The organism is Halomonas binhaiensis, assembly GCF_008329985.2.
GTDB lineage: Bacteria > Pseudomonadota > Gammaproteobacteria > Pseudomonadales > Halomonadaceae > Halomonas > Halomonas binhaiensis.
On record NZ_CP038437.2, the window covers coordinates 4,401,125 to 4,426,460 of the forward strand.

Annotated in this window: 28 protein-coding genes and 1 other RNA gene; 22 read left to right on the forward strand and 7 right to left on the reverse strand. The window is 58.5% G+C overall.

Annotation, left to right across the window (positions count from 1 at the left end; all coding sequences use genetic code 11):
- Positions 1–148 precede the first annotated feature (148 nt).
- A complete protein-coding gene (gene recN / locus E4T21_RS19150) occupies positions 149–1,822 on the forward strand; it encodes a DNA repair protein RecN (RefSeq protein ID WP_149286551.1) in 1,674 nt (557 codons plus the stop codon).
- Between the two features lie 196 nt (positions 1,823–2,018).
- On the opposite strand, the gene fur is transcribed toward recN, so the two are convergent.
- On the reverse strand, positions 2,019–2,462 hold the full coding sequence (fur, locus tag E4T21_RS19155; RefSeq protein WP_149286552.1) for a ferric iron uptake transcriptional regulator: 444 nt from the start codon (positions 2,460–2,462) through the stop codon (positions 2,019–2,021).
- Between the two features lie 33 nt (positions 2,463–2,495).
- Here fur and E4T21_RS19160 point away from each other — a divergent pair, with 33 nt between their 5' ends.
- A complete protein-coding gene (locus E4T21_RS19160; protein WP_149286553.1) occupies positions 2,496–2,975 on the forward strand; it encodes an outer membrane protein assembly factor BamE domain-containing protein in 480 nt (159 codons plus the stop codon).
- An 11-nt stretch (positions 2,976–2,986) separates the two neighbouring features.
- Here the strand turns inward: E4T21_RS19160 and E4T21_RS19165 are convergent, their stop codons facing one another.
- Both E4T21_RS19165 and E4T21_RS19170 read right to left on the reverse strand, forming a co-directional pair.
- A complete protein-coding gene (locus tag E4T21_RS19165; protein WP_149286554.1) occupies positions 2,987–3,322 on the reverse strand; it encodes an RnfH family protein in 336 nt (111 codons plus the stop codon).
- Positions 3,312–3,746, reverse strand: a complete 435-nt coding sequence (locus E4T21_RS19170; RefSeq protein WP_149286555.1) for a type II toxin-antitoxin system RatA family toxin — start codon at positions 3,744–3,746, stop codon at positions 3,312–3,314. The genes E4T21_RS19165 and E4T21_RS19170 overlap by 11 nt, the downstream gene beginning before the upstream one ends.
- Positions 3,747–4,007: 261 nt before the next feature.
- Here E4T21_RS19170 and smpB point away from each other — a divergent pair, with 261 nt between their 5' ends.
- The gene (gene smpB / locus E4T21_RS19175; protein WP_149286556.1) at positions 4,008–4,493 is read left to right on the forward strand and encodes an SsrA-binding protein SmpB; all 486 of its coding nucleotides are present in this window, start codon (positions 4,008–4,010) and stop codon (positions 4,491–4,493) included.
- 64 nt (positions 4,494–4,557) lie between these two features.
- Positions 4,558–4,931, forward strand: a transfer-messenger RNA (tmRNA) gene (gene ssrA, locus E4T21_RS19180).
- Positions 4,932–5,048: 117 nt separating this feature from the next.
- Here ssrA and E4T21_RS19185 read toward each other — a convergent pair.
- Entirely contained in the window at positions 5,049–5,954 is a 906-nt protein-coding gene (locus E4T21_RS19185) for a LysR family transcriptional regulator (protein ID WP_149286557.1), read from the reverse strand.
- A gap of 140 nt (positions 5,955–6,094) precedes the next feature.
- Here E4T21_RS19185 and E4T21_RS19190 point away from each other — a divergent pair, with 140 nt between their 5' ends.
- From E4T21_RS19190 to modC, 10 genes are all read left to right on the forward strand, one after another.
- Entirely contained in the window at positions 6,095–6,487 is a 393-nt protein-coding gene (locus E4T21_RS19190; RefSeq protein WP_149286558.1) for a RidA family protein, read from the forward strand.
- Positions 6,488–6,749: 262 nt separating this feature from the next.
- Entirely contained in the window at positions 6,750–7,715 is a 966-nt protein-coding gene (locus E4T21_RS19195) for a LysR family transcriptional regulator (protein ID WP_149286559.1), read from the forward strand.
- A gap of 87 nt (positions 7,716–7,802) precedes the next feature.
- Positions 7,803–8,837, forward strand: a complete 1,035-nt coding sequence (locus E4T21_RS19200) for a TRAP transporter substrate-binding protein (RefSeq protein WP_149286560.1) — start codon at positions 7,803–7,805, stop codon at positions 8,835–8,837.
- Between the two features lie 106 nt (positions 8,838–8,943).
- Positions 8,944–9,450: a TRAP transporter small permease gene (locus tag E4T21_RS19205; protein WP_240349221.1), complete on the forward strand. Its 507-nt coding sequence runs from the start codon at positions 8,944–8,946 to the stop codon at positions 9,448–9,450.
- Entirely contained in the window at positions 9,447–10,724 is a 1,278-nt protein-coding gene (locus E4T21_RS19210) for a TRAP transporter large permease (protein ID WP_149286561.1), read from the forward strand. Before E4T21_RS19205 ends, E4T21_RS19210 begins: the two co-directional genes overlap by 4 nt.
- Positions 10,725–10,730: 6 nt before the next feature.
- Positions 10,731–11,486 carry a M15 family metallopeptidase gene (locus E4T21_RS19215; RefSeq protein ID WP_149286562.1) on the forward strand — a complete coding sequence of 252 codons (756 nt, stop codon included), beginning with the start codon at positions 10,731–10,733 and terminating at the stop codon, positions 11,484–11,486.
- Positions 11,487–11,581: 95 nt separating this feature from the next.
- Positions 11,582–11,962, forward strand: a complete 381-nt coding sequence (locus tag E4T21_RS19220) for a winged helix-turn-helix domain-containing protein (RefSeq protein WP_149286563.1) — start codon at positions 11,582–11,584, stop codon at positions 11,960–11,962.
- A gap of 98 nt (positions 11,963–12,060) precedes the next feature.
- Positions 12,061–12,870, forward strand: coding sequence for a molybdate ABC transporter substrate-binding protein (modA, locus tag E4T21_RS19225; protein ID WP_149286564.1), 810 nt, complete (start codon positions 12,061–12,063; stop codon positions 12,868–12,870).
- Between the two features lie 12 nt (positions 12,871–12,882).
- Positions 12,883–13,578: a molybdate ABC transporter permease subunit gene (gene modB, locus E4T21_RS19230; protein ID WP_149286565.1), complete on the forward strand. Its 696-nt coding sequence runs from the start codon at positions 12,883–12,885 to the stop codon at positions 13,576–13,578.
- Positions 13,579–13,588: 10 nt separating this feature from the next.
- The gene (gene modC / locus E4T21_RS19235; RefSeq protein ID WP_149286566.1) at positions 13,589–14,719 is read left to right on the forward strand and encodes a molybdenum ABC transporter ATP-binding protein; all 1,131 of its coding nucleotides are present in this window, start codon (positions 13,589–13,591) and stop codon (positions 14,717–14,719) included.
- Positions 14,720–14,862: 143 nt separating this feature from the next.
- Here the strand turns inward: modC and E4T21_RS19240 are convergent, their stop codons facing one another.
- Entirely contained in the window at positions 14,863–16,068 is a 1,206-nt protein-coding gene (locus E4T21_RS19240) for an MFS transporter (RefSeq protein WP_149286567.1), read from the reverse strand.
- 244 nt (positions 16,069–16,312) lie between these two features.
- Between E4T21_RS19240 and E4T21_RS19245 the strand changes: the two genes are divergently transcribed.
- Positions 16,313–16,666, forward strand: a complete 354-nt coding sequence (locus E4T21_RS19245) for a hypothetical protein (RefSeq protein WP_149286568.1) — start codon at positions 16,313–16,315, stop codon at positions 16,664–16,666.
- 155 nt (positions 16,667–16,821) lie between these two features.
- On the opposite strand, the gene E4T21_RS19250 is transcribed toward E4T21_RS19245, so the two are convergent.
- Both E4T21_RS19250 and E4T21_RS19255 read right to left on the reverse strand, forming a co-directional pair.
- A complete protein-coding gene (locus E4T21_RS19250; RefSeq protein WP_149286569.1) occupies positions 16,822–17,280 on the reverse strand; it encodes an ATPase in 459 nt (152 codons plus the stop codon).
- Positions 17,281–17,292: 12 nt separating this feature from the next.
- A complete protein-coding gene (locus E4T21_RS19255) occupies positions 17,293–17,682 on the reverse strand; it encodes a hypothetical protein (RefSeq protein WP_149286570.1) in 390 nt (129 codons plus the stop codon).
- 25 nt (positions 17,683–17,707) lie between these two features.
- On the opposite strand from E4T21_RS19255, the gene E4T21_RS19260 reads away from it, so the two are divergent.
- From E4T21_RS19260 to E4T21_RS19290, 7 genes are all read left to right on the forward strand, one after another.
- Entirely contained in the window at positions 17,708–18,340 is a 633-nt protein-coding gene (locus E4T21_RS19260) for a LysE family translocator (RefSeq protein WP_149286571.1), read from the forward strand.
- Between the two features lie 137 nt (positions 18,341–18,477).
- Positions 18,478–19,206, forward strand: coding sequence for an SDR family oxidoreductase (locus E4T21_RS19265; protein WP_149286572.1), 729 nt, complete (start codon positions 18,478–18,480; stop codon positions 19,204–19,206).
- A 173-nt stretch (positions 19,207–19,379) separates the two neighbouring features.
- Positions 19,380–20,318, forward strand: a complete 939-nt coding sequence (locus E4T21_RS19270) for an ABC transporter substrate-binding protein (RefSeq protein ID WP_149286573.1) — start codon at positions 19,380–19,382, stop codon at positions 20,316–20,318.
- A gap of 87 nt (positions 20,319–20,405) precedes the next feature.
- The gene (locus tag E4T21_RS19275; protein ID WP_149286574.1) at positions 20,406–21,908 is read left to right on the forward strand and encodes a sugar ABC transporter ATP-binding protein; all 1,503 of its coding nucleotides are present in this window, start codon (positions 20,406–20,408) and stop codon (positions 21,906–21,908) included.
- Positions 21,905–22,885 (forward strand): ABC transporter permease, encoded by a 981-nt coding sequence (locus E4T21_RS19280; RefSeq protein WP_149286575.1) that lies wholly within the window; start codon positions 21,905–21,907, stop codon positions 22,883–22,885. The genes E4T21_RS19275 and E4T21_RS19280 overlap by 4 nt, the downstream gene beginning before the upstream one ends.
- A gap of 46 nt (positions 22,886–22,931) precedes the next feature.
- A complete protein-coding gene (locus tag E4T21_RS19285; RefSeq protein WP_240349222.1) occupies positions 22,932–24,578 on the forward strand; it encodes an FGGY-family carbohydrate kinase in 1,647 nt (548 codons plus the stop codon).
- Positions 24,579–24,587: 9 nt separating this feature from the next.
- Positions 24,588–25,319, forward strand: a complete 732-nt coding sequence (locus E4T21_RS19290; RefSeq protein WP_149286576.1) for an SDR family oxidoreductase — start codon at positions 24,588–24,590, stop codon at positions 25,317–25,319.
- Positions 25,320–25,336 lie beyond the last annotated feature (17 nt).

Consider the following 25,336-nt stretch of genomic DNA (forward strand, 5'->3'; position numbering starts at 1 on the left):
TTTTGGAGTAAAAAGCACGTTCTTGTCACAGTAGGGCACTCGCCGCACTAGATTTCGCCACGACAGAACGTTCATCACAACACTTCCGTCACCGATCTCGCCGCCACTCAGCCTGCTTTCCATACCCCGGCGGTTTCAGGAGGCCCGTATGCTGACCGAGCTTGCCATTCGTGACTTTGCTATCGTCGATCATCTCGAACTGGAACTGGATGGCGGAATGACGGCCATCACGGGGGAAACCGGAGCAGGCAAGTCCATTCTGCTCGGCGCCCTCGGCCTGTGCCTTGGAGAGCGCTCCGATGCCGGCAATGTGCGTCATGGCCAATCCCGCGCCGATCTCTCGGCACGCTTCGATATCAACGCGCTGCCCGCCGCCCGGGAATGGCTGGAGAATCGCGAACTCCCCAGCGAAGACTGCCTGCTACGCCGAGTCGTGACCAAAAGCGGCCGCTCCAAGGCGTGGATCAATGGCCAGCCAGTCACGATTGCCGACCTCAAGTCTCTGGGTGAAAACCTGATCGAAATCCATGGCCAGCATGCCCACCAGGCCTTGCTTCGCGAAGAAACACATCTACGCCTGCTCGATGATCTGGCGGGGCATCGTTCAAGCGTCATGGAGCTGGCAGAGCTATACCGCCAGTGGCAGGCCACGCGCCGCAAGCTCAAGCGCCTGTCCGAGGATGGAGACGAGCTGCGGGCCCGGCGCCAGCTGCTTCGTTATCAGGTTGACGAGCTGGAACAGCTGGCTCTGGGTGATGATGAGCTGGCGAGCCTGGAAGAAGAGCAGCAGAACCTGGCCCATGCCGAGATGCGCCTGACAGAGTCCCAGTTCGCACTGAACTGCTGTGACAGTGAAGAAGGTGGTGCCCTGCCCATGCTCCGCCAGGCAATGCAGCGCCTGTCGGCCTTGCCCGGCAGTGACAAGGGTTCACTGGCAAACGCCATTGCCATGCTCGGTGATGCCAGCATCCAGTTGGAAGAAGCCGGGAGAGAGTTGGGCCAGTTGGTGGCCAATGTCGAACTCGACCCGGAACGCCTGGCCTGGGTAGAGCAGCGCCTGAGCGAGACACATCGCATCGCCCGCAAGCATCATCTCAGCCCTGAAGAGATTCCCGCACTGCACCAACGGCTCAGCCAGGAACTGGCTGGCCTGGAAGGCAGCGATGACGACCTTGAGGAGCTCAGCCAGGAAGCCGACACCCTGAAAGCTCACTGGCGGGAGCTGGCCGAGAAAGTCAGCCTCTCACGCCAGCACGCTGCCAAGCGCTTCGGCACGGAAGTCCAGCAACAACTCGCTTTTCTGGCCATGGGCAAGGCGCGCTTCGAGGTAGAAGTCTGTCGCAGGGAAACCGCCGCCCCGGATGGCATGGATCAGGTTCGCTTCCTGATCGCCGCCAACCCCGGCCAGCCACCACGCCCCCTGGCCAAAGTGGCCTCAGGCGGCGAACTGTCGCGTATCAGCCTCGCGATTCAGGTCATTGCCGCCCAGCATTCCACCATTCCCAGCCTGGTATTCGACGAAGTGGATGTCGGCATCTCTGGCGCCACTGCCGAGATTGTCGGTCAATTGCTGCGCCGCCTGGGCCATGGCGGCCAGGTCCTGACCGTCACCCACCTGCCCCAGGTGGCTGCCCAGGCGCACCATCACCTTCATATTCAGAAACAGACAGAAGATGACACCGCCTTGTCACGCATGGCGCTGCTCGACGAAGCCGGCCGTGTCGGCGAGCTGGCCCGAATGCTGGGGGGCGTGACGCTCTCCGACCAGACCCTGGCACATGCCAGGGAGATGCTGAATGCCAGCCAGGGCGCTCAGCACTGAGATCATCCAGCACTAAAACCACTCGGCACTAGGACCTCTCAACGCCTCGGTACAAATCAGTTCGGTACAAAGCAGTTCAGTACAAAACAGTTCGACACGAAACAGCCAAACAAAAAGCAAAGAGAGCCCTGGACCGTGATGGCCAGGGCTCTCTCGTTACAGCCGAGATAGCTGATAAAACGCTCGTTGAAGCGATTTATTTCTTGATGCTTTCCTGGCGGGTCGCCTTGGAACCTCGAGGACGGACATACAGCACCAGAGCATGATCGACCAGCTCATAGCCGTGCTCTTCAGCGATCTCTTGCTGGCGACGCTCGATGGTCTCGTCGAAGAATTCGATGATCTCACCGCTCTCCAGACACACCATATGATCATGGTGTTCTTCATGAGACAGCTCGAAGACAGCGTGACCGCCATCAAAGTTATGCCGAACCACCAGTCCAGCAGACTCGAATTGAGTCAGCACACGATAAACCGTGGCCAACCCCACATCCTCACCAGCTTCAAGCAATGTCTTGTAGACATCCTCTGCGCTCAGGTGATGTTGATCGGTAGCAGATTCGAGAATCTGCAGGATCTTGACGCGTGGCAAGGTGACTTTCAGTCCGGCCTTGCGCAGTTCATGGTTCTTGTCGGCCATGGTTGCTCTTCGCAGTATCAGGTAGGGTCGGGTATGATCGACCGAACCCACGATAGTGAAGAACAGGCGCAAATGCAAAAGTTGACCGGAATTGTCACCCTTTCACTGGCCCTGGCTCTGTCCAGCGGCTGTACTTATTTCAGCGTTTACAAGCGCGATCTCACCCAGGGCAACCTGGTGACCACCAGCATGGTCGACCAGTTGCAAGTTGGCATGAGTCGTCAGGATGTCGTTGATGTCATGGGCTCTCCACTGGCTGAAGCGCCTTTCAGCTCTTCCCAGTGGGACTATGTCTATCGTCTGGATGAGGCCTATGGAGACGTCAAGGAGCGTCGTCTGACGCTGACCTTCTCTGGTGACCAGTTGACCAATATCGAGCGCGAAGGCGATTTTTCCATCTCGCCGACCAGCAAGCGCCATGAAGGCGGTATCGGCCCGACTAGCGGTGGCGGAGAGGGCGACCCCAACCCCAACGACATCGAGCCGATCATCAACCGCGCGCCTCCTCGCTGAAGCAGCACTTTTCAGCGTTTGGCACCTTTCGCCGCCCGTTCGGCCCTGGCTACCTTGGGGTCGATGATCAACGGGCGGTAAACTTCTACGCGATCCCCTGCGCGCAGCTCATGGTGCTCGGGATCGCGTAGTGCTGTCCCGAAAATGCCGAGTGCCGCCTCGCGAAAGGTGTCATCAGGCACTCCAGGGAAAAGCGCATCCAACGTTGCCTGCAGCACGGCCTGCCTGGCAGTGGTGCCTGGCTCCACCTCCAGACTCACGATGCGCTGCTCATGCGGCAAGGCAAAGGCAACTTCCACATGGATCTTACCTACTCCCTCGGGTGCAACACCGGTATCAGTTGCCATAAATCTGATCTGCCCGACGGGTGAAGGCATCAACCTGCTGACCGGCAATCTGTTGGAAGACCTTGCCAAAGGCCATGCCCAACAAGCGGCTGGAGAACTCGAAGTCCATTTCCAGGCTCACCTTGCACACGCTCTCGCCCATGGCAATGAACTTCCAACGTCCGGTGAGCTTCTTGAATGGTCCCTTGACCAGGTTCAGCTCGATGCGCTCCGGCTCGAACAGCCGGTTGCGCGTGGCAATGGTCTGCTCGAGACCAGCTCGCCCAAGCGTCATTTCTCCTATCAGATGTGACTCGTCCCGTTCCAGCAGCCGTGCTCGACAGCATCCTGGCAAGAACTCCGGATAACGCTCGAAATCATTGACCAAATCGAACATCTGCTTGGGGGTGTGCCGCACCATGGCGGAACGATTGACCGTTGGCATTGACCTCTCCGCTGACTTCAAGGGGCCCAAGGCGTATCATGAGCGGTTATTTCAGCCTTGAATGGTACCATGCTTCGCCCCATATCGAAGTGAGCGCTGGAGCAGCACTGCTTCCAGGCAACCGGCCGCCGTCCCGGGACAAGCCAACGGAATGCCGCTCCCACGAGGCCGGCCGGGGCATCTGTGCCATACCGAGGTACCTTCCACATCATGGCAGGTGCTTATCAAGGCCTACACAGGGTTTGTACACCAAGAGGTTCCATGGCCAACAAAAAGGGAAAGGGTCCCAGCAGTAACGTCATTGCCCAGAACAAGAAGGCACGTTTCGAGTACCACATCGATGAGGTATTCGAAGCCGGTGTTGCCTTGTCCGGGTGGGAGGTCAAAAGTCTGCGTGCCGGCAAGGCCCAGTTGACCGATACCTATATTCTGGTCAAGAACGGTGAGGCCTGGCTGCTGGGCAGCCACATTACACCGCTCAACACCGCCAGCACCCATGAGCTGGCCGACCCGACACGTACTCGCAAGCTTCTGCTGCATCGCAAGGAGATCGCCAAGATCTTCTCGCGCACCCAGGACAAGGGGCACACCTGTGTGCCGCTCAAGCTGTACTGGAAGGGCCCGCTGGTGAAGTGCGAGCTGGCTCTCGTGACGGGCAAGAAGCAGCATGACAAGCGAGCCACCGAGAAAGATCGCGACTGGCAGCGCCAGAAAGGCCGTGTCATGCGTGACCAGAACCGTGCATGACACGGCATCGATACAGGCTATGGCGCTTGTCATGGCCTGTCTGATATACTGAGCGAGCGTTATTGGGGGCGACATGGCTTCGACGCTGATGGCAACCCCTTAGGTGCATGCCGAGAGCGTGATGTATCTCGTAAATCCAACATCACGATTAAATAGTCGCAAACGACGAAAACTACGCTCAGGGCGCTCTGGCAGCTTAAACCCCTGCCCGTCCTACCCAGAAGCATCGCGCCTGGTCGTTGCCGATGGGACATGAGCTCGTATAGCCGGGATCGCGTTTGGTTCTGTTCTCGCGCCAAACGTTAAACTTTAGAGAAATCGCACGCTGGAATCCTGCCCGTTGGAGTCCAGAGTGTTAAATCAAATAACGGAACTAAGCATGTAGAGCCGATGGGCGAGTGTCGGCGGACGCGGGTTCGATCCCCGCCGCCTCCACCAATATCCGACTGAAGCCACCTTGACCGGGTGGCTTCTTTCGTTTCAGTCCCCTTTCGTTTCAAGCTTCTTTCGTTTCAAACTACAGGGACGAGTGCTAGCGCTCTCGCGTCTTTTGGGTCACAGGCGCGTACTTGCCATCAGGCCTGCGACCCAGTCGATGAACACTCGCAATTTGGCGCTGACGTGCCGGTTCGGTGGAAATGCTATGTACATCGGCATCGGGTCGAGATGCCAATCATCGAACAGGCGCACCAACTCGCCGCGTGCCAGGTGCTCCGTGGCCATGTAGTGAGGGAGCCACAATACTCCGAGACCCGCCAGTCCTGCCGCCAGATAAGCGTTGCCATCGTCGACAGCGATGACATAGCGACCATGTACCTTGAAGCTTTCACCGTTGCGATGCATCGCGAAGGGAGGAGCCTTGCCGGCGTGAGCCCATATGAAGCCCACGATACGTTGGTGGTCGAGTGCAAGTTCCTTGGGGTGTGATGGTAAGCCTGCGCTCTCCAGGTAACTCGGCGCTGCGTACACCCCAAGTTGCAACTCACCCACGCGGCGCGCGACCAGAGACAGGTCGGTCAGCTCTCCTCCGCGCACGACACAGTCCACGCCTTCACCAATCAGGTCCACCTTGCGATCACTTACGCCCATGTCGAGTTGAATGTCAGGATATTGAGCGTAGAACGCGGGCAAGGCTGGTATCAGGATCATGCGCGCCAGAGGGCTGGGAACGTCCACTCGCAATCGCCCCCTGGGCAATGCTGAAGCACTCGACAGGCTGGTTTCGGCATCGTCCATGTCCTCCAGCAGTTTCACGACGCGATCATAGTAAGCGGCTCCGTCGGCCGTCACGTTGACCTTTCGCGTAGTGCGATTGAGCAGCTTTACACGCAGTCGTGTTTCAAGGCTCTGGACGAGCTGCGACACGCTGGCCTTGTTCATATGAAGCGACTCGGCCGCCTTGGTAAAGCTGCCTGTCTCCACCACGCGCGCGAATGCCTGCATTGCGTTGAAGCGGTCCATTTCCTTTTCAGGGCCTCGCCATTGTTTGGATATGACAAACAGTGTTTGTCGTTCATGGGCGTTTATCCACCAGGCGTAGGCACATAAGGTTTCATGACCACGGCCCCCGAGTCGTCATCAACCCATTGAAGGAGAGACTCATGACACAACGCGACGCCGTTTTCCCCGCCGATCGACATGCCCTTTACACATCACACGCCTATTCTGCAGCAATCAAATCAGGCGACCTCCTGTTCGTATCCGGTCAAGTCGGCAGCCGCAGCGATGGCTCTCCCGAGCCGGACTTCGAGGCCCAGGTACGCCTGGCATTCACTAATCTCGAGGCAACCCTGCAAGCAGGTGGATGCGGGCTTGACGATATCGTCGATGTGACCACCTTCCATACCGACCCTGAGCATCAGTTCGACACGATCATGGCCGTCAAGAGCGAAGTCTTCCCGGAAGCGCCTTATCCGAATTGGACGGCAATCGGCGTCAACTGGCTGGCGGGATTCGACTTCGAGATCAAGGTCATTGCCCGTATTCCCGGCTGAATATCACCAGGCCAGGGCTTTACAGCAGCATGAACGCGATATGCCGTGCGGGCCTTGCATGGCATATCCTGCACCGCTCGAGCCGGTGTATGACCGCCATCGAGAAAACAGCAGGAGCGCTGCTGTTTAGCTCCTGAACGACAATCGACCGTTCGCACCATCCGGCTACCCAGCATGGACAAGGCCATGCCCGCGATCAAGAATGAACCCTTGGCCAACGCTGCCCCGGCGCTTGGGATATTCGATAACAAGTCTCATAAAAATGCTAAACCACAAGGCTTTGGGTTATCTGTACGAGGTCGTGCGACGCGGTTCGATTCGGCGCGCATCCGCCTATCTTAATGTGGATCCCTCGGCGATCAGCCGACAGATCCGTCATCTCGAAGAGGATGTTGGTAGCCCCTTGTGTGAGCGCCATGAAAACGGCATGCGGGCCACAGAGGCAGGCTACCTGCTGATTGATCACTATCATCAGCAACAGGCAGCGGAAGATGCAACGCTGTCGCGCGTGAGCGAACTGCAGGGCTTGCGACGAGGAGAGGTTCGCATTGCGGTGGGTGAAGGCTTCATTGCCGACCTTATCTCGGCACCACTGCAGAGCTTCATGGCCCAGCACCGAGGCATTGATATAGAAGTCCATATGGCAGGAGTCAATGAAGCGATGACGCTGGTCAAGGATTTCGAAGTGGACCTGGCTCTGCTTTACGCTCCTCCGGAAGACCCTCTGCTGCATTGCCATGTCGAAACCCGCCAACCCCTGGATTTGATTGTTCCTGCCAACCACGCGCTGGTTTCTCGGCAGCAACCCTTGACGCTGGCAGAGGTGACGCGCTGGCCACTGGCGCTGATTGATGCCTGTACCGGCATGCGTCAGATGGTGGATATCGCCGCCCGGGCCGAGCATGTGCATCTAATGCCACGCCTGCGGACCAATTCGGTTTCCGTGCTCAAGAATTTTGTACGTTCCGGAATCGGGGTGACATTCATGCCGGAACTGACCGTGCAGGAAGAGCTTCGCCAGGGCGATATCTGCCTTCTGCCCATGCAACCGGCAGTACTGGCTGGTGCCCGGGCACAGATCGTTACCCGGCGCGGACGAGAACTGACAGTAAGCGTCAGGGCATGCCTGGATCATCTGCGCCAGGGATTGCGCTTCTTCAGCGCAGATGCTCCCAGGGTACTGAATGCAAGGTGTGGACGGAAACGCAACGCCTCGCAGGTTGAATAGTCAACGCCTGTACCAATAGATTGGAAAAGTGCGCAGTGCGAAGCACATCTTGCAAGGTGTCATCCCATAACAACAAGGAGTCAACAGATGTACAGCATACTTTCCCGGCGTGTTTTGATGGGGGCTTCCCTGGCGGTGTGCCTTGGCACTTCAGCACTTTCCCAGGCCTGGGCGCAAACGATCAACCTCAGCTACAACGGAGCGCCGGACCCCGACAAGAATGCCGTTCATGTCTTTGCCGACAACCTGAAGAAACTGGTTGAGGAAAAGACCCAAGGCGATCTGGAGATCAAGCTGTACCCCAACAGCATGCTGGGTGAAGAGCAGGAGAGGATGGAGCAGGTGATAAGTTCACCGTCCCTGAACATTGCATCCTTTGCCGGCATGGCGCCGATTGTCCCGGAGATATATGTCAGCGCCACCCCTTTCCTGTTCGAGGATTTTGCTACCGCGCGGAGCTTCTTTGATGAGGGCCAGTACTGGCAGCAGGTCCAGGATGATTTCCGTGAACGTAGCCAAGGGTCGGAAATTCTTTCAGTCGTCGAAGAAGGGGGATTTCTTGCCTTCACCAACAACAAGCGTCCCATTCATGGCCCTGACGATTTCGATGGCCTTCGATTCCGGGCCATGGACCCCAGCCAGGTAGCTCTGTATGAAGCCTTCGGTGCCTCAGGTACGCCGATTCCCTGGACAGAAGTCTATATGGCACTGAAAACCGGGGTTGCCGATGGCCAGATGAACCCGCCCATGTACGTCATCCTGGGCAGCCTGTCCGAAGTGCAAAAATACCTGACGCTGGCCAACATTCAGTATTCCGACCAGTTCCTGATCGCCAATGGTCAGTTGCTGGAAAGTCTCAGCGACGAGAACCGCCAAGCCCTGCTGGATGCCGTAGAGCAGGCCAACCAGATGGCGCGGGTCGAGAATGAAAACAAGGTAGACGAACGCATCGCATACCTGCAGGAACAGGGCATGGAAGTTATCCGCCCCAGCGCCGAGGACATGGAAGCATTTCGTGCCAAAGGCCAGCCAGCCTATCTCAAGTGGCTGGAAGAGGAACAGGGCATGGACCATGAACTGATCAAGACAGCCTTCAAGGATGCTGGACAGCCCTTGGAATAAGCCTGTATCGCGTGTCATCGCGATGGTGTGCGAGGTAACTCACATGCGCTTTCAGCGGTAGCGCCTGGTTGGCTACCGCCTCTTCTCTTCACTCAGGTGAGATGTCATGAAGTCTTCTCTGATGGCGTGCCGCAGCCAAGTGCTGCGAACGCTGCGCGGGCTGTCGATTTCGGTGGCCGTCCTGCTGCTGGCCGCGACCGTGTTGATCATTCTCTATGGCGTGGTGATGCGCTACCTGCTGGGTGGATCACCGATCTGGATGGATGAACTCTCTCGCTTTCTCATCATTGCCAGCGTGATGTTTGCGCTGGGAGCCGTGTGGGTGGAAGGCGGGCATATGCGCGTATCTCTGCTGGAACGCGTGCTGCCGGGTTTCTGGGCGCGATGCTTGGTTGTCTACCAGTGGTTGCTGACTCTGGTATTGAGTGGTGGTGCGGCCTGGCTGAGCTATCGCTATGCCCAATCCACGACGATGTTCTCCACTCTGGGATTGGGCATTTCACGCAGCATCCCCCTTATGACGCTACCTATCGGGTTTTCACTCCTGTTCGTACAGACACTCTGCTATGGCCCCCACCCACTGCGCAATGAGCTGGAGGAAGCCGCGTCATGATCTGGGCAATGCTGGCGGTATTCGTGGTGCACGTGCTTCTGGGGCTGCCGCTGTTCCTGTCGCTGCTGACCACGGCGGTGGTGGGCTTTGCATTTGTCGACCCCTCAATGCTGGCTCGCCTGGGGCCACAGCAGTTCTTTGGTGGCATCAATGTCTTTTCATTGATGGCGATTCCACTGTTCATCCTGGCAGGCAACCTGATGAATGCCAGTGGATTGACGGAACGACTGATGCGCCTGGCACGCTTGCTTGTCGGCCATCTGCGCGGCGGCATGGGACACGTCAATGTGGTGTCCAGCGTGTTCTTTGCTGGCGTGAACGGTTCGGCGGTGGCGGACACCTCCGCGTTGGGCTCACTACTGGTGCCGTCCATGCGCAAGGAGGGCTACTCGACATCCTTTGCGGCGGGGTTGACGGCCGGAAGCTCGCTGATCGGCCCGATCATCCCACCGAGCATATTCATGATCCTGTATGCCTCGTTGACCAATACCTCAGTGGGCAAGCTGTTTCTGGCAGGCGTGGTCCCCGGGGTTCTTCTGGGCATCGCCTTCATGCTGATGAACGCCTGGTATGCGCACCGTCATCAGCTTCCTGTGCGCACCCGCAAACCGACATGGCGCGAAGTGATGGGAGCGGTCCGTGGCGCCATGCCGGCCCTGGTAGCCCCTTTCATCATTGTCTCGGGCATCGTGCTCGGGTTCGTGACACCCACGGAGTCCGGGGCACTTATCGTGGCCTACGTGATTGCCTGCGGGCTATGGCTTGGCCCACTGCGTATGGAACAGATCTGGAAAGCACTACGCGAAACCGCCAAGCTGACCTCTGCGATTTTCGTGATCATGGCCGTGTCGAGCATTGTCAGTTGGCTGCTTTCCTCGGCCCAGGTGCCGATGCAATTCGTCAGTATCCTGACTCCCTATGTCGATAGCCCGGTGCTGATTCTGCTGCTGTTGAGCGCGATCACCTTCGTGACAGGCATGTTCATGGAGGAAGTCTCGGCGCTGATGCTGCTGACCCCTATCTTCATGCCCGTGGCCATGGCTGCCGGTGTTGACCCTGTGCACCTGGGCGTGATCATCACGCTGAATATCACCATTGCACTGATCACTCCCCCCATGGGGGCCTGTGTCTTCGTGGCGGCAGCGGTCAGTCGCCTGGATATCACTTCCCTGTTCCGTACCATCTGGCCTTTCGTGCTGGTGGCCTTGCTGGTGCTGTGCCTATTGATCCTGTTTCCTGGCCTGACACTGTGGCTGCCAACCTTTCTGGGATGAGTCACGATGACATCTGCTAACTCTGCAATACCTGCTCGTCCCGATCCGGTATGGGACGAAGTCTCTGCTCTGCCGATACAGGGCGATGACTCGGCCCTGATTCCCATGAGCCTGACACCGCTGCCGATTCGTGTTTACCCCGCCTATGCCAAGCTGGGTATCCCGGGAGCTATTCCGGAATGCTATGTTCGCCCCGAAGTACATCGGCGCCTGTTGATGGCAGCGCACTCATTGCCCGCCGGAGTATCTCTGGTGGTGCTGGATGCCTGGCGTCCCTGGCGGGTACAGCAATACCTGTTCGAGACGCTGTTCGAAGCCATCGGCACTCAGCATCCCGAATATGACGAGGCAGCACTGCTCACCCATACGCGTGAGTTCGTGTCACTCCCCAGCCGCGACCCGCAGGCCCCCAGCCCGCATTTAACCGGAGGTGCTGTGGATGTCACGCTGTGCGATCAGGAAGGACGCCTGCTGGAAATGGGTACGGGGTTCGACGAGGCAATCACAGCATCCCATACCGACCACTTTGAACGGCATGCGCCCCAGGATGAGCGTCAGCGCCTGGCACACAAGAATCGACGCCTGCTGCACCATGTCATGCTGACAGCAGGGTTTACCAACCTGCCCAGCGAATGGTGGCACTATGACTTCGGCGATCAACTGTGGGCCTGGTATCGCGGCGAGGCCGCAGCACTGTATGGCCCGGCAGAGGTTGAAACCCTGGAAAGCCGCTGGCGCAAGCAACTATGCACGCCTCACTGAGCCGATGCAGGGGCCGTTGAGCGACAGGATGAACATTCCCCCCTGTCGCGGTGCCCGCTACCATGGCGTGAAATACTCTGCCCAGTGGAACCCACATGACGCGTACCCGCCATGACCAACCCTGTTTCCAGCTCCGCCTGGTGATCGATAGAGATGTTGTTCTCGGTCCGGGCAAGGCCGACCTGCTGGAACGCATCGATGCGTGCGGGTCAATCTCTGCTGCAAGCCGCGATCTGGGCATGAGCTACAAGAAAGCGTGGCAGCTCATCGACACCATGAACCGATATTTTCCTTCACCACTGATTGCTACCACCGCTGGTGGCAGCCAGGGAGGCGGTGCCCAGGTCACTCCGCTGGGGCGAGAGGTGCTCGACCACTATCGCGCCCTGCAGCGTGACCTTGAACCCGGCACTTCCCGCCATGCCCAAGCCCTGATGGCGCTACTTCCCCAGGATCTCCCGCCCTCCGGGGATTAGATTCGGTCTTGAAAGAAGCTGCACCCGCTCATGCTTGGCAAGCGGTCTCATCCCTAATATAGTCTCCGTTATTTCCAATCGTACATAACGGAGTCGCCATGCTCGGCCATAGACCGGAGTTCCTGCTGTCCGCTCGCCAGTCCCTGTTGGCCTTGCTGGCGATCTCCTCGCTGGCCACCGCTTCGTTGGCTCAAGCAGCAACCCTGCATGTTTTAGCGGCCGCCTCTCTGACCGATGCCATGGATGATGCTATCGAGATCTATACAGCGAACCATCAGGAGGTCTCCATCGTGCCGATCTATGCCTCCTCCTCCACACTGGCACGGCAGATCGCCAGTGGGGCTCCTTCCGACCTGTTCATTTCCGCCAATCTCAAGTGGATGGACTGGCTGGAAGAACAGGATGTCGACCTTCAGGAGCGTGCCAACCTGCTGCAGAATCGCCTCGCTCTCATCGCCCCGGCCGCCAGTGACGTCACCCACTTCATTCCCGGCAAGGATGGCTCCATCAAAGACCTGATCGGAGCCGATGACCGCCTTGCCGTCGGTGATCCCAGCCATGTTCCGGCAGGTATCTATGCCCAACAAGCGCTGGAGTCGTTGGGCGAATGGCAGGCAATGGAGCCGCGCCTGGCCCGTGCCAACGATGTGCGTGGCGCGCTTGCGCTAGTCGAGCGTGGAGAAACTCCCGTGGGTATCGTCTATCAGACCGATGCTGAAGCCAGCGACGGAGTGCGCACGCTGGGCCTGTTTCCTCTGGAGAGTCACGAGCCCATCGTTTATCCAATCGCCCAGGTCGGCGCCAGCGAGAACGATGATGCCGAGGCTTTCCGTGCCTGGCTTGAAGGCCAGCAAGCCCAGGATATCTTCACCACCCATGGCTTCATGCCTGCCTCTGGCAACGAGTAGAGACGCTCTGGCTTGCTTACTTCAGCCGAGTGGGACGCCATTCTGCTTAGCCTGAAGATCGGCATCAGTGCCGTGGGCTGGATCCTGCCTCCCGGCATTGCCATCTCCTGGCTACTGGCGCGTCATGAGTTTCGTGGCAAGGCACTGCTCGACGGCATCGTGCACTTGCCATTGGTGCTGCCTCCCGTGGTGGTCGGCTACCTGCTGCTGATCTCTCTGGGTCGTCAGGGCGTGGCAGGACAGTGGCTTTACCAGTGGTTCGGTGTCTCCCTGCCCTTCACTTGGCAAGGTGCCGCCATGGCCAGTGGTGTCATGGCATTCCCCCTGCTGGTGCGAGCCGTTCGCCTGTCCCTGGAGGCAGTCGACCCCAAGCTGGAAGCTGCTGCCAGCACCTTGGGCGCCAGCCGCTGGCGTATCTTCTTCACCATCACGTTGCCACTCTCTATCCCCGGTCTATTGACTGGCTCCCTGCTCGCCTTTGCGCGAGCCTTGTCCGAGTTCGGGGCCACCATCACCTTTGCCTCCAACATACCTGGCGAAACCCGCAACCTGCCCCTGGCGCTCTACTCCCTGATCCAGACACCAGGAAAGGAAGCCGCCGCCGCTCGCCTGTGCGTCCTGGCCATCGTCATTGCCATGCTGTCGCTATTGGCTTCGGAGTGGTTGGCTCGCCACGCAAAGCACCGCTTGCGCGAGCGGGACAGCTGAGGACAAGCCCATGCATATCGCCCTGGAGACCCATCAGGATCGCCTGAAGAAACCCGCCACAGGCCTGCAGCTCGATGTCCGAAAACGTCTGGACAGCTTCTCACTGAATGCCAAGCTATCGTTGCCCGCCCATGGCGTCAGCGCGCTGTTCGGTGTTTCTGGCAGCGGCAAGACTAGCCTGCTGCGTCTCATTGCCGGGCTTGATCGTCCTGACGACGGCAGCATCCGCATCGGCGAGCGCCTGTTGGTGGATACCCGGCGGAATGTTTTCCTTCCCCCCCAGCGCAGGCACATCGGTGTGGTCTTTCAGGAAGCCCGGCTATTTCCGCATTATCGTGTGCAGGGCAATCTCACTTATGGCATGCCTGCCTCAGCACGCTCACGCTTCAGTGATATCGTCGAACTACTGGGTATCGGCTCACTGCTCGACCGGCTGCCAGGCATGCTTTCCGGCGGAGAGGCCCGGCGTGTCTCCATCGGCCGTGCGCTATTGACCGACCCAGACCTTCTGCTGATGGATGAGCCTTTGACAGGGCTGGACGGCTCACGCAAGCAAGAGCTACTGCGCTACATTCTCTCGCTGACTGGCGAACTCGAAATTCCCATTGTCTATATCAGCCACGATCCCAAGGAAATCAGTGCCATCGCCGACCACCTGGTACTGATCGAAAACGGCAGCGTCATCGCCAGCGACTCCCTGGACCGGGTGCTGAACCGTATTGACCTGACGTCCCAGCTCGGAGGTTTCGACGCCGCCTCGGTACTAGAAACGCAGGTGAGCAGGCATGATCAGGAGTATGGGCTGACACACCTGACTCTCGATGATGGACAGGAACTGGTCGTTCCCCGCCTTGATGCTTCACCAGGTACCCGGCTCAGAGTCCGAATACCCGCCCGTGACGTGGCACTGGCACTATCGGCTCCCCAGGGCACCAGCTATCGCAATCAACTTGATGTGATGATTGAACGAATCGGGACCTTGCCTGACAACCCCGCTGCGGTAGAAATCCTGCTTGCAGCAGGTAATCAGCGGTTACGCGCTCGCCTGACACGCAAGTCACACGATGAGATGGGGCTCGCAGAGGGCACTCTGGCAACAGCATTGATTCGCAGCGTGGCTTTCGACATACGTCAGTGTTGAAGCGACTTTCGAGGGAAACCATACAGAGCCCAGCCCTATTTATGACTTAAGCTCTCATGTCATGAATAAGCTCTCATGACTAAGCTCTCATGATCAGGTTCTTATGACTCAGCTCTTATGACTTAGCTCTTTTAACTAAGCTCTTATGACCAAGTTCGGGGCTGTCGCACGGGATTCCAGGCCAGGCAGATCAGGGCAACAATACAAAAGCCGGCTCCTGCGTAGAAGGTGACGGAGGCTCCAAGCTGGTCCCACAGGAAGCCAGCAATCACACTGGCAAACAGCATAGCGATGCCGCTGACCAGGTTGAAGAAGCCGTAAGCCGTGCCACGCAGGTCGGCGGGTGCGGTATCAGCCACCATTCTTGCCAGTAGCCCCTGGGTGATGCCCATATGCACGCCCCACAGCGCAACGCCCGCAAGGATGACACTCCAATGGTCATCCACTGCAAGTACCAGGTCGGCCACAATCAGCACAACCAAGCCTAGTGCCAGCAAGCTGCGATGACTGACGCGGTCGGAAAGTTCGCCGAACGGATACGCCGACAGCGCGTAGACGAGGCTCATCGCCACCATTACCAACGGCACCAGTGCGATGGGTACACCACTCTGCTGAGCGCGCAGGACCAGAAAGGCTTCACTGAAGCGGGCCAGCGCAAATACCGCACCAATGCCAACGACCCACCAATAGGGCGTCGTGAGACGACGCAGGTTCTCGCGCCGAACCGGGTTCGTGCGCTTGTCGGACGAGACGTGTACTGGCTCGTGCAAGCCAAAGATGAGCAATGCGACACTCGCCAACCCAGGAATGACCGCGATCCAGAAGACAGCACGGAAATCGTTGGCCCACAACAGCATCAGGCCGACGGCCAGCAATGGCCCAAGAAAAGCACCGACAGTGTCGAGCGACTGGCGCAGACCAAACGCTGCCCCCCGAATGTGTGCTGGCGTCAGGTCAGCCAGCAAGGCATCACGCGGAGCCCCCCGAACACCCTTTCCGACACGATCGAGCAGCCTAGCAGTCAATACGATGCCGGCGGTCGGTGCCATGGCAAACAGCGGCTTGGTCAGTGCCCCCAGGGCATAGCCGAACACGGTGAGCCCCTTGCGCTTGCCCAGATAGTCGCTCAGCACACCGGAGAAAACCTTGACGATCAGCGCGGTGGATTCAGCCAGCCCTTCAACCAAGCCAACCACTAAGGCGCTCGCCCCTAGCGTCGTGACCATGAACATTGGTAACAGGCTATGAACCATCTCAGACGAAATGTCCATCAGCATACTGACGAAGCCGAGCACCCAGACCCCAGTCGGGACCTGGCTCAGGGGGGGGCCGCCATTGCTTGTTTGCATGCTTGTTGTCCCTGCTACCCTGCCCCGATGGATCGTATTGTCGATACCTATTTTAGATGCCGCTGATAGTCCTTATCCAAGCCTGATGCCCGGCGAGCTTTCCTGTTACTAATCTGGATCGGATCTTTAATCACAGAAATGGGGAAGACCGTAAGCGCTTCTTAAGTCTTGAGCCATATCATTGCCATGTCACAGTGCTATACAAGGGATCTGTCAGTGCTACCCAAGAAGAGGAGTCAACACCATGGTGGCGACAATGCAAGGTATTGACCACGTCGTGGAATCGGAAGAGCTCTCATGGCTGTGCAGCTGGATAGAGGTCCATGAGCGTGAATACGACCACAATGTACGGCATCTGCTGGCCAGGATGCTGGTCGTGATATGTGCTCTCTTGCTGTTGTGGGGCGTTCTCGGTTTCTCACTTTCAAGCGTGGTGACCGCCTGCACTATAGCGATCTTCTTTGCCTGCTACTCGTCTGTGTCGGCGTTCTTTGATGATTATCTTGCCAAGGGAATGGCCTCAGACAGTCATAGTGGAATGAGTCACTTTTCTCTGGCGATCGCCACAGCCTCCATATTTCCACTCGTGCTGTGGTAAAAGCATGGCCTTCGCTTGTCACCCACTTGGTCAATGCCATGGGGAGCACCAATTGACATTAGAACATAGCGATAGAAAGCCCCTGGATTCCAGGGTCTTTCCATGGATATTTTGCCGATATCCCAGGCTTGGCTTCCAGCTAATATTGCCGACAGTCAAAGGTCTCTTGTCAGATTCGACTGAAAGGCCAGGCGCTTCGCCTCGTGTTCCTCCAGTCGCAAGAGGTCACGAACCAAGTCTCGTGCTTCAGTGATCTCGGCACGCCCTTCCAGATAACGATAAAGCTGGATGACCTGGTCATGAAACGAAAATATTTCCTCGCAAATCTCATCGAAGCTCATCTTGGCATAAGGCATGGTGCATTTCTGGTGGGGAGCAATAGGGGTATGTGACAGATAGTCGTAGACCCAGGTATGCAAGGCTTTCGGATCAGCCTGTCTCTCGAAAGCAGCTACCGTCTTCTCAAGGGTCTTTTCATGATCCGACAGGTATTCCAGCAACCACTTGGCCCGAGTTTCCTCCTGATGAGAGGAACAGTGCTTGAGGCATTGCGCCAGATGGGCATGGAGCAGGCGAGTCCACTCGATTAGATCCTGAAATGTTTCAACATTCATGAGCTGACCTCACTATTGGAAATTCGACTTCACCTCTTTAGCTAGACTGAGTGAATACATCCTTTCTCCACTTTGCATGAACAATTTGCACAACATCAGGTCACCAGAACGCATCCAGGCCTGAAGCGCGACATGAAAATAGCTCCTCTCGACGGGGTGATGGCTACGACCGCCAGCCATTCGACCAGAAACAAGAAGCGGGCAAGCATTGCCGGGACTGCCACAATAAATCATGGCGCTTCTTTTCCCCCCTGTTTCTATCCATTCTGGACCCAAATAATATTTCTTGCAGATATCGATCATCTGCTTGCACCTCTCAATCAACGACGCATCAACCCTGTCCACCTTCTTCGTCTGCGAAAAGATATTTACCTCAGCAAAACCATATGGCTGACTTGGCATAACGCTCTCATTCGGAGACAGCCCCGTGGACTTCCAGCTCTGGCTCACCTTCGCAACGGCCTCCATCGTTCTGCTGCTGATCCCCGGCCCTACGGTGCTGCTGGTGTTGAGCTATGCCATCAGCCAGGGGCGACAAGTCGCCCTGGCCACAGTGGCCGGTGTCGCCCTGGGGGATCTTCTCGCCATGAGTGCCTCACTGGCCGGGCTCGGTGCCCTTGTTCTTGCATCAGCGACACTGTTCACCATACTCAAGTGGATCGGGGCCATCTATCTTGCCTATCTTGGCATCAAGCTGTTTCGCAGCGCCCCTTCCAGCGCTCTCGGCGTGTTGGCGGAAGCTCCTGCCACCACACCCGCAAGGGTATTCGCCCATTCGGCAATGGTGACCGCATTCAACCCGAAATCCATCGTCTTCTTCATTGCCTTCGTGCCGCAATTTATCTCACCAGAAACGGCACTGCCTCCGCAGTTCGCCCTGCTCATCGCTACCTTCGTCAGCTTCGCCGCACTCAACACACTCGCCTACGCTCTGCTGGCGGACAAGTTGCGCCGCCGGATCGCACGCCCCTCGGTTCTCCCCCATCTGACCAGGCTGGGTGGCGTAGCACTGGTCATCATGGGAGTGGCCACAGCAGCGGTTCGACGCTCCACTCCCTGAGCTCATTAGCGCTTCCTCACTGACTAGACATTGGTCTTAACCCCGTTGATTTCTTCTCGACGGGGTAGCTAGGCTGGATGAATGTTGACGTTAACATTTTAGCAATGACGTTCCATGACGACGAGAGGAGAGATGTGATGACAAACGCATTGACGGGCAAGGTAGCTGCCATTACCGGAGCGGCATCAGGCATCGGGCTGGCCACCACCAGGGCAATGATCGCGGAGGGCGCCCGTGTGGTCCTGATCGATCGTGATAAAGGGGCCTTGGATGCCATCTGCAAGGAACTTGGCGAAGCCGCTATCCCCCTGGTCATCGACCTGCTTGACCCGAAGGATTGCGCCACACTGCTTGCACAGGTTCTGGAGAAGGCAGGCCAGCTCGACATCCTGCATGCCAATGCCGGTAGCTACATCGGCGGAGACCTGACCGACACGGACCCAGATACCATCGATCGGATGCTGAACCTGAACGTCAATGTGGTGATGAAGAACGTGCTCAATGTCCTGCCCTACATGATTGAGCGTGGCACAGGAGACATCATGGTCACGAGCTCGGTGGCAGGACATTTCCCGGTTTCCTGGGAACCGGTATATGCCTCGTCGAAATGGGCCATCAACAATTTTGTCCAGACCACGCGTCGCCAGGTCAACAAGCACGGTATCCGTATGGCGGCGGTCTCCCCTGGCCCTGTCAACAGCGCCTTGCTGGCCGACTGGCCAGAGGAAAACCTGCGCAAGGCCAAGGAGTCCGGCAGCATCATTGAACCGACCGATGTGTCCGACGCCATCATGTTCATGCTGACGCGCCCCCGCCATGTGACCATTCGAGACATGGTGGTCCTGCCCAGCAATTTTGATATGTGAATTGCTTGAATATGTGAAGTGCTTGGACAGTGCCAGTCAGCATTAGACATTGGTCAAAGGTCCGTTGATTTAATCCCGAGCGCTACCTAGCCCGCAAAATGTTGACGTTAACATTTTTGATTGCCGTAGCGTCTCACCTCGCAGCGCGACAACAACAAACCCTGGAGCGAGCCATGAAAATCCGCGTATTCCCTGCCGCATTTCGCAACACAGCCCTGATTGCCGCCAGCTCGGCGGCACTGGTCGCTGGTACCAGCGTTGCCGCACAAGAACCCCTGAAGATCGGCATGTCATTTCAGGAGCTCAATAACGAGTACTTCGTCACCATGCAGGAAGCGCTCGAAAGTGCTGCCGAAAGCCTCGGCGCAGAAGTGATCACCACCGATGCCCGTCATGATGTCGCCAAGCAGGTCAGCGATGTCGAGGACATGGTCCAGCGGGGTATCGACATCCTGCTGCTCAACCCCGCTGACTCTGTCGGCGTCGAGACAGCGGTCCTGGCAGCCAAGGAAGCTGGTGTCACCACTATCGCCATCGATGCCCAGGCCAATGGCCCAGTGGATGGCTTTGTCGGCTCCAAGAACTACGATGCCGGCTACAAGGCCTGCGATTACCTGGCCCAACAGCTCGATGGCGAAGGCAAGGTGGCCCTGCTCGATGGTATTCCAGTGGTGCCGATCCTGCAGCGTATCGAGGGCTGTACGGCTGCGCTTGAGGAATACGATGGCATCGAGGTCGTCGACAAGCAGAATGGCCGCCAGGAGCGTACTCATGCCATGACGGTCACCGAAAACATGCTCCAGGCCCACCCGGATCTCAATGGTCTGTTCAGCGTCAACGACATTGGCTCACTGGGAGCATTGATCGCTATCGAAGCCAGTGGCCAGGACATCAAGCTGGTCAGTGTCGATGGTCACCCCGAGGCCATTGAGGCTATCAAACGTCCGGACTCGGCGTTCATTGCCACCTCAGCGCAATATCCTCGCGACATGGTGCGCCTGGGTCTCGGCCTGGGCCTGTCCAAATACTGGGGTGCCAGCACCGCGCCTTCGGAAATCCCCATCGACGTGAGCCTGATCGACCGCGACAAGGCTGCCGACTTCAGCTGGTAACGCCTTGTCCATTGGTCTCCCTTCCAGACGCTGACAACGTGTGCCGCCAATAGCGGCACATGAGACTGCTGACAACGGGCACCCGCCATGACGCCATTACTTTCCTTGAGGAACATCTCGAAGTCGTTTCCCGGGGTGAAAGCCCTGCAGGATGTGTCGCTTGATGTTCACGCCGGCGAAGTCCATGCCCTGCTCGGCGAAAACGGAGCAGGCAAGTCGACCCTGATGAAGATCCTCTGCGGCATACATCGCCAGGACGAGGGCGAGATCTTCATCAACGGTACACCGTGTGATTTTCATAACTACCAGGACGCTCTCAATGCGGGCGTCGGCATCATCTTCCAGGAATTCAGCCTGATTCCTCATCTGGATGCCGTGGACAATATCTTTCTGGGGCGCGAACGACGCAACCGCCTTGGCTTGCGTGACCGGCCCCGCATGATTCGTGAGGCACGCCACCTGTTCGAACGCTTGAAGGTCGCGATTCCCATGGACTGCCCTGTCGGGGAATTGAGCGTCGCGGATCAGCAGTTCATCGAAATTGCCAAGGCCCTGTCGCTGGATGCCCGCATCCTGGTCCTCGACGAACCGACTGCAACCCTGACACCAAGCGAGGCCGACCACCTGTTCTCGATCATGCGTGAACTACGCGAACAACAGGTCGGCATGGTGTTCATCTCCCATCACATGGAAGAGATCTTCACTATCTGTGACCGTGTCACCGTCATGCGTGATGGCGAAAAGGTGGACGACTGCGACACCATCTCGACCACTCCCGATGACCTGATAGAGAAGATGGTCGGTCGGCGCGTCGAGAACATCTTCCCTGAACGCCGCTGCGATGCCGACTATAACGATGTGGTACTGGACATTGAGGCCCTGCGCCTGAATGCCAAGGGCCCGGAGTGCTCGCTCAAGCTTCATCGAGGAGAGATTCTCGGTTTCGCCGGTCTGGTGGGGTCTGGCCGCACCGAGCTAGCCATGGGCCTGATCGGTGCGACACGTCCTGCACATGCCAAGGTCAGCATGGAAGGCCAGCCGGTAAAGCTCCGCCACCCTGCCACTGCGCTGAAACAGGGGATTGGCCTGCTGCCCGAAAGTCGCAAGACCCAGGGCCTGGTCCTGCCGTTCTCGTGCCGCGACAACATTTCCTTGAACAACCTGCCCCAGTTCCAGGGCACCCTGCCACTGATCAAGCGCCGCCAGGAGTCACGTACTGCCGCGGAGTTGATGGCATCGGTACGCGTCAAGGCTCCCAGTCCTGAAACGCCAGTCAAGGACCTCAGCGGCGGCAACCAGCAGAAGGTGGTCATCGCTCGTTGGCTGGGCCACCAATGCAAGGTGTTGATCTTCGATGAGCCGACTCGCGGCATCGACGTCGGCGCAAAGTCGGAAATCTATGCCCTGATGAAAGAACTCACCGCCCAGGGGGTATCGATCATCATGATTTCCTCTGAATTACCTGAAGTGCTCGGCCTGTGCGACCGTGCCGCCGTCTTCTATCACGGCCGCATCGCCGCTGAACTTTCTGGCGACGAGCTCAACTCACAATCCATCATGCATCATGCCACGGGGGGACTCAGCTCATGAACCAGCTCGCCTCAGCCTCCGGCACCGCCCGTCAGTCCTTCAAAACGCGACTGGCCCTCTGGCGCCGCACTCCGATCTTCTACCCACTCGTCGGCTTTATCGTTGTCTTCATCGCCATGGCGGTGATCAATGACAACTTCCTGACCGCGAGCAATCAGATCAACCTGATACGCCAGGCATCCATCATCGCGATCATCGCCGCAGGCATGAGCCTGGCCATTCTTACTGGTGGCATCGACCTGTCGGTCGGTCCGGTCATGGCGTTGTCAGGAACGCTCATGGCCGGCCTCATGATTGCCGGCATGCCACCGGCATTGGCCATTGTCCTTGGCCTGCTGATCGGCGCCGCCTTCGGTGCCTTCAATGGTATTTTCGTGGCCTTCGCCGGTATGCCTCCGATCATCGTCACCCTGGCCACCATGGGCATTGCACGCGGCCTGGGGCTGATCTACACCGGTGGCTATCCCATCTCTGGCCTGCCGCCTGAATTCGCTTTCTTCGGTCGTGGCAGCCTGGCCGGCATCGAGATGCCGATCCTGATCATGATCGCAGTCTATGCATGCGGCTATGTGCTGCTCAGCCATACCGCGACAGGGCGCTACCTGTATGCCATCGGCGGCAACGAAGAAGCCACCCGGTTATCCGGCATCCGAGTGTCACGCTACAAGCTGCTGGTCTACATTCTGAGCGGCACCACTGCCGCCATCGCCGGACTGATCCTGACCTCGCGCCTGATGAGCGGTCAGCCCAACGCGGGAGTCGGCTTCGAACTCGACGCCATCGCTGCCGTCGTCCTGGGAGGCGCTGCCATCACTGGTGGCCGCGGCATGATCCTTGGCACCCTGGTCGGGGCCATGCTGCTCGGCGTGCTCAACAACGGGCTCAATCTGATGGGGGTATCGCCCTACCTTCAGAATGTCATCAAGGGGCTGATCATTCTGCTGGCCATCTACATTAGCCGTAAACGCGCGCCCTGAGCCGCGCCACGGCACTCCGGCAGAGCATCAGACAACAGGAGGTCCCATGGATACCGTCATTGGCATTGATATCGGCACCCAGAGCACCAAGGCACTGGTGATCGATCAGCATGGCCGCATCCTCACCGAGCATAGCCATGGCTACCACGTCGACACCCCTCGCCCGCTCTGGGCCGAACAATGGCCAGAGGTGTGGTGGGAGGCCGTGCTCGTCTGCCTGCGGGCCTGCCTGGCAGCCCCCGAGGTGGACACCGATCAGGTCAAGGGCATCTGTGTCAGTAGCCTTTATGGTGGTTCAGGCATACCGGTCGATGCCGAGATCCGGCCACTGCACCCTTGCCTGATCTGGATGGATCGCCGAGCCGAAGCCCAGGTCCAGTGGGTGAAGGAGCATATTGACCTGAGCCGCCTGGAAGCTGTCACCGGCAATGGCGTAGACAGTTATTACGGCTTCACCAAGATGATGTGGCTCAAGGCTGAACGCCCGGACATCTGGGAGCAGACGAAGTTCTTGTTGCCGCCCAACAGCTACATCAACTATCGCCTGAGCGGAGAAGTCGCCATCGACCATAGCTCTGCCGGCAATATCGGGGGTATCTACGACCTCGCGGCCCGCTCCTGGTCCCAGGAGATGCTCGATGCCCTGAACATTGAGCAGGATAAACTGCCGACCCGGCTGGTGGATTCGGGCGACTCGGTCGGCGGCCTGCTGCCGCAGCTGGCCGTATCGTTGGGACTAGTTGCAGGTATTCCCGTGATCGCCGGGGGCGTGGATGCGGCCATGGCCACGCTGGCGGCTGGTGCCACCCGTCCCGGCAACCACGTGGCCATGCTCGGGACCAGCATGTGCTGGGGGCTGATCAACCAGCACGTCGATGCCGGCCAGGGCTTGATCAGCATGCCGCATGTGCTCAATGGCCACCGCGACCTGTACACCTTCGGAGGGGCCCTGACGGCCGGCGCCTCAGTCAGCTGGTTTGTCGATACCTTTTGTGCAGAAGGCCAAACCACTGACGGCGCGAGTGACAAGGTCTTTGAACAGCTCGAGCCGCTGGCTCGGGAGCTTCCTCCCGGGGCCGATGGCCTGCTTTTCCTGCCCTACCTGATGGGCGAACGCAGCCCTGTATGGGATGCCCAGGCCAGTGCCGGCTTCATCGGTCTCAGCCTGTATCACCGCCGTCATCATCTGTATCGCGCCGTTCTGGAAGGCGTCTCCTTCGCCCTGCGTCACAACATGGAAGCAGGTACCCGTCAGGGAGTGGCCCTTGATCCCTACCTGATCGTCGTTGGCGGAGCAGCACGCTCGGACCTGTGGATGCAGATCATTGCCGATGTGACCCGCATGCCGGTCTACACCTATCGCGAAAACGTGGAAGCAGCCCTTGGCGCCGGGCTGCTGGCCGGAAAGGCCTGCGGCCTGTTCGAGCTTGAGGCTTCCGAGTCGGATTCATCCAGGCCTGATTCATCCAGGCTTTCTTCATCCGGACAGGGCTCATCCGATCATGACCAGGCGGAGACTGCCACAACACAGCCCTTCACCACGGGCCAGCATGGCACGCTGGTCCAACGCGCGCTGCCATCTGACGATGCCGCGCATCGCTACGATGAACTGTTCGCCCTGTATTGCCAGTTGTATCCCGCACTCAAGCCGATCATGCACCGCCTCAACGCACATACCACCCCAAGCGAGTGAGCCCCCGGAATGAATTTCGAACTCCACAACCTGCGTATCCTTGTCACAGGCGCCACCAGCGGCATCGGGCTTGATATTGCGCACGCCCTTGCCGAGCTTGGCGCTGATCTGGTGCTGTTCGGTCGCGACCGCGACAAGCTCGCCGAACTCGAGACGTCTCTGGGTGCCCGCATTCAGGCACTCGACATTACTGACTCAGCGGCAGTCGCCGAAGCCTTTTGCGCGATGCCGCCTCTCGATGGTCTGGTCAACTGTGCCGGTATCTCGATTCTCGACGATGTTCTGGACGTCAAGGCAGAGGACCTCGAACGGATTCTTGCGACCAACGTGACGGCCAGTGCCGTGGTCACCCGAGAAGCGGCACGCAACATGATCGAACATGGTCGTCCGGGCAGCATCGTCAATGTTTCCAGCCAGGCCGCCATGGCCGCACTGCCGGGCCACCTCGGCTACTGCGCCTCCAAGGCCGCCATGGACGCCATGACGCGTGTTCTGTGCCTCGAACTGGGGCCCAAGGGTATTCGCGTCAACAGCGTCAATCCGACCGTGACCCTGACCCCCATGGCGGAACGCGCCTGGTCGGATCCCGCCAAGCGTGAGCCCATGCTGGACGCCATTCCCCTGGGACGTTTCGCGACACCCCGGGAAGTCTCACTGCCGGTGGCCTTCCTGCTCAGCCCAGCCGCCTCGATGATCAGTGGTGCTTGCCTGCCAATCGACGGGGGCTTCACCTCTCACTAGGGAAACGTTGGATCAAT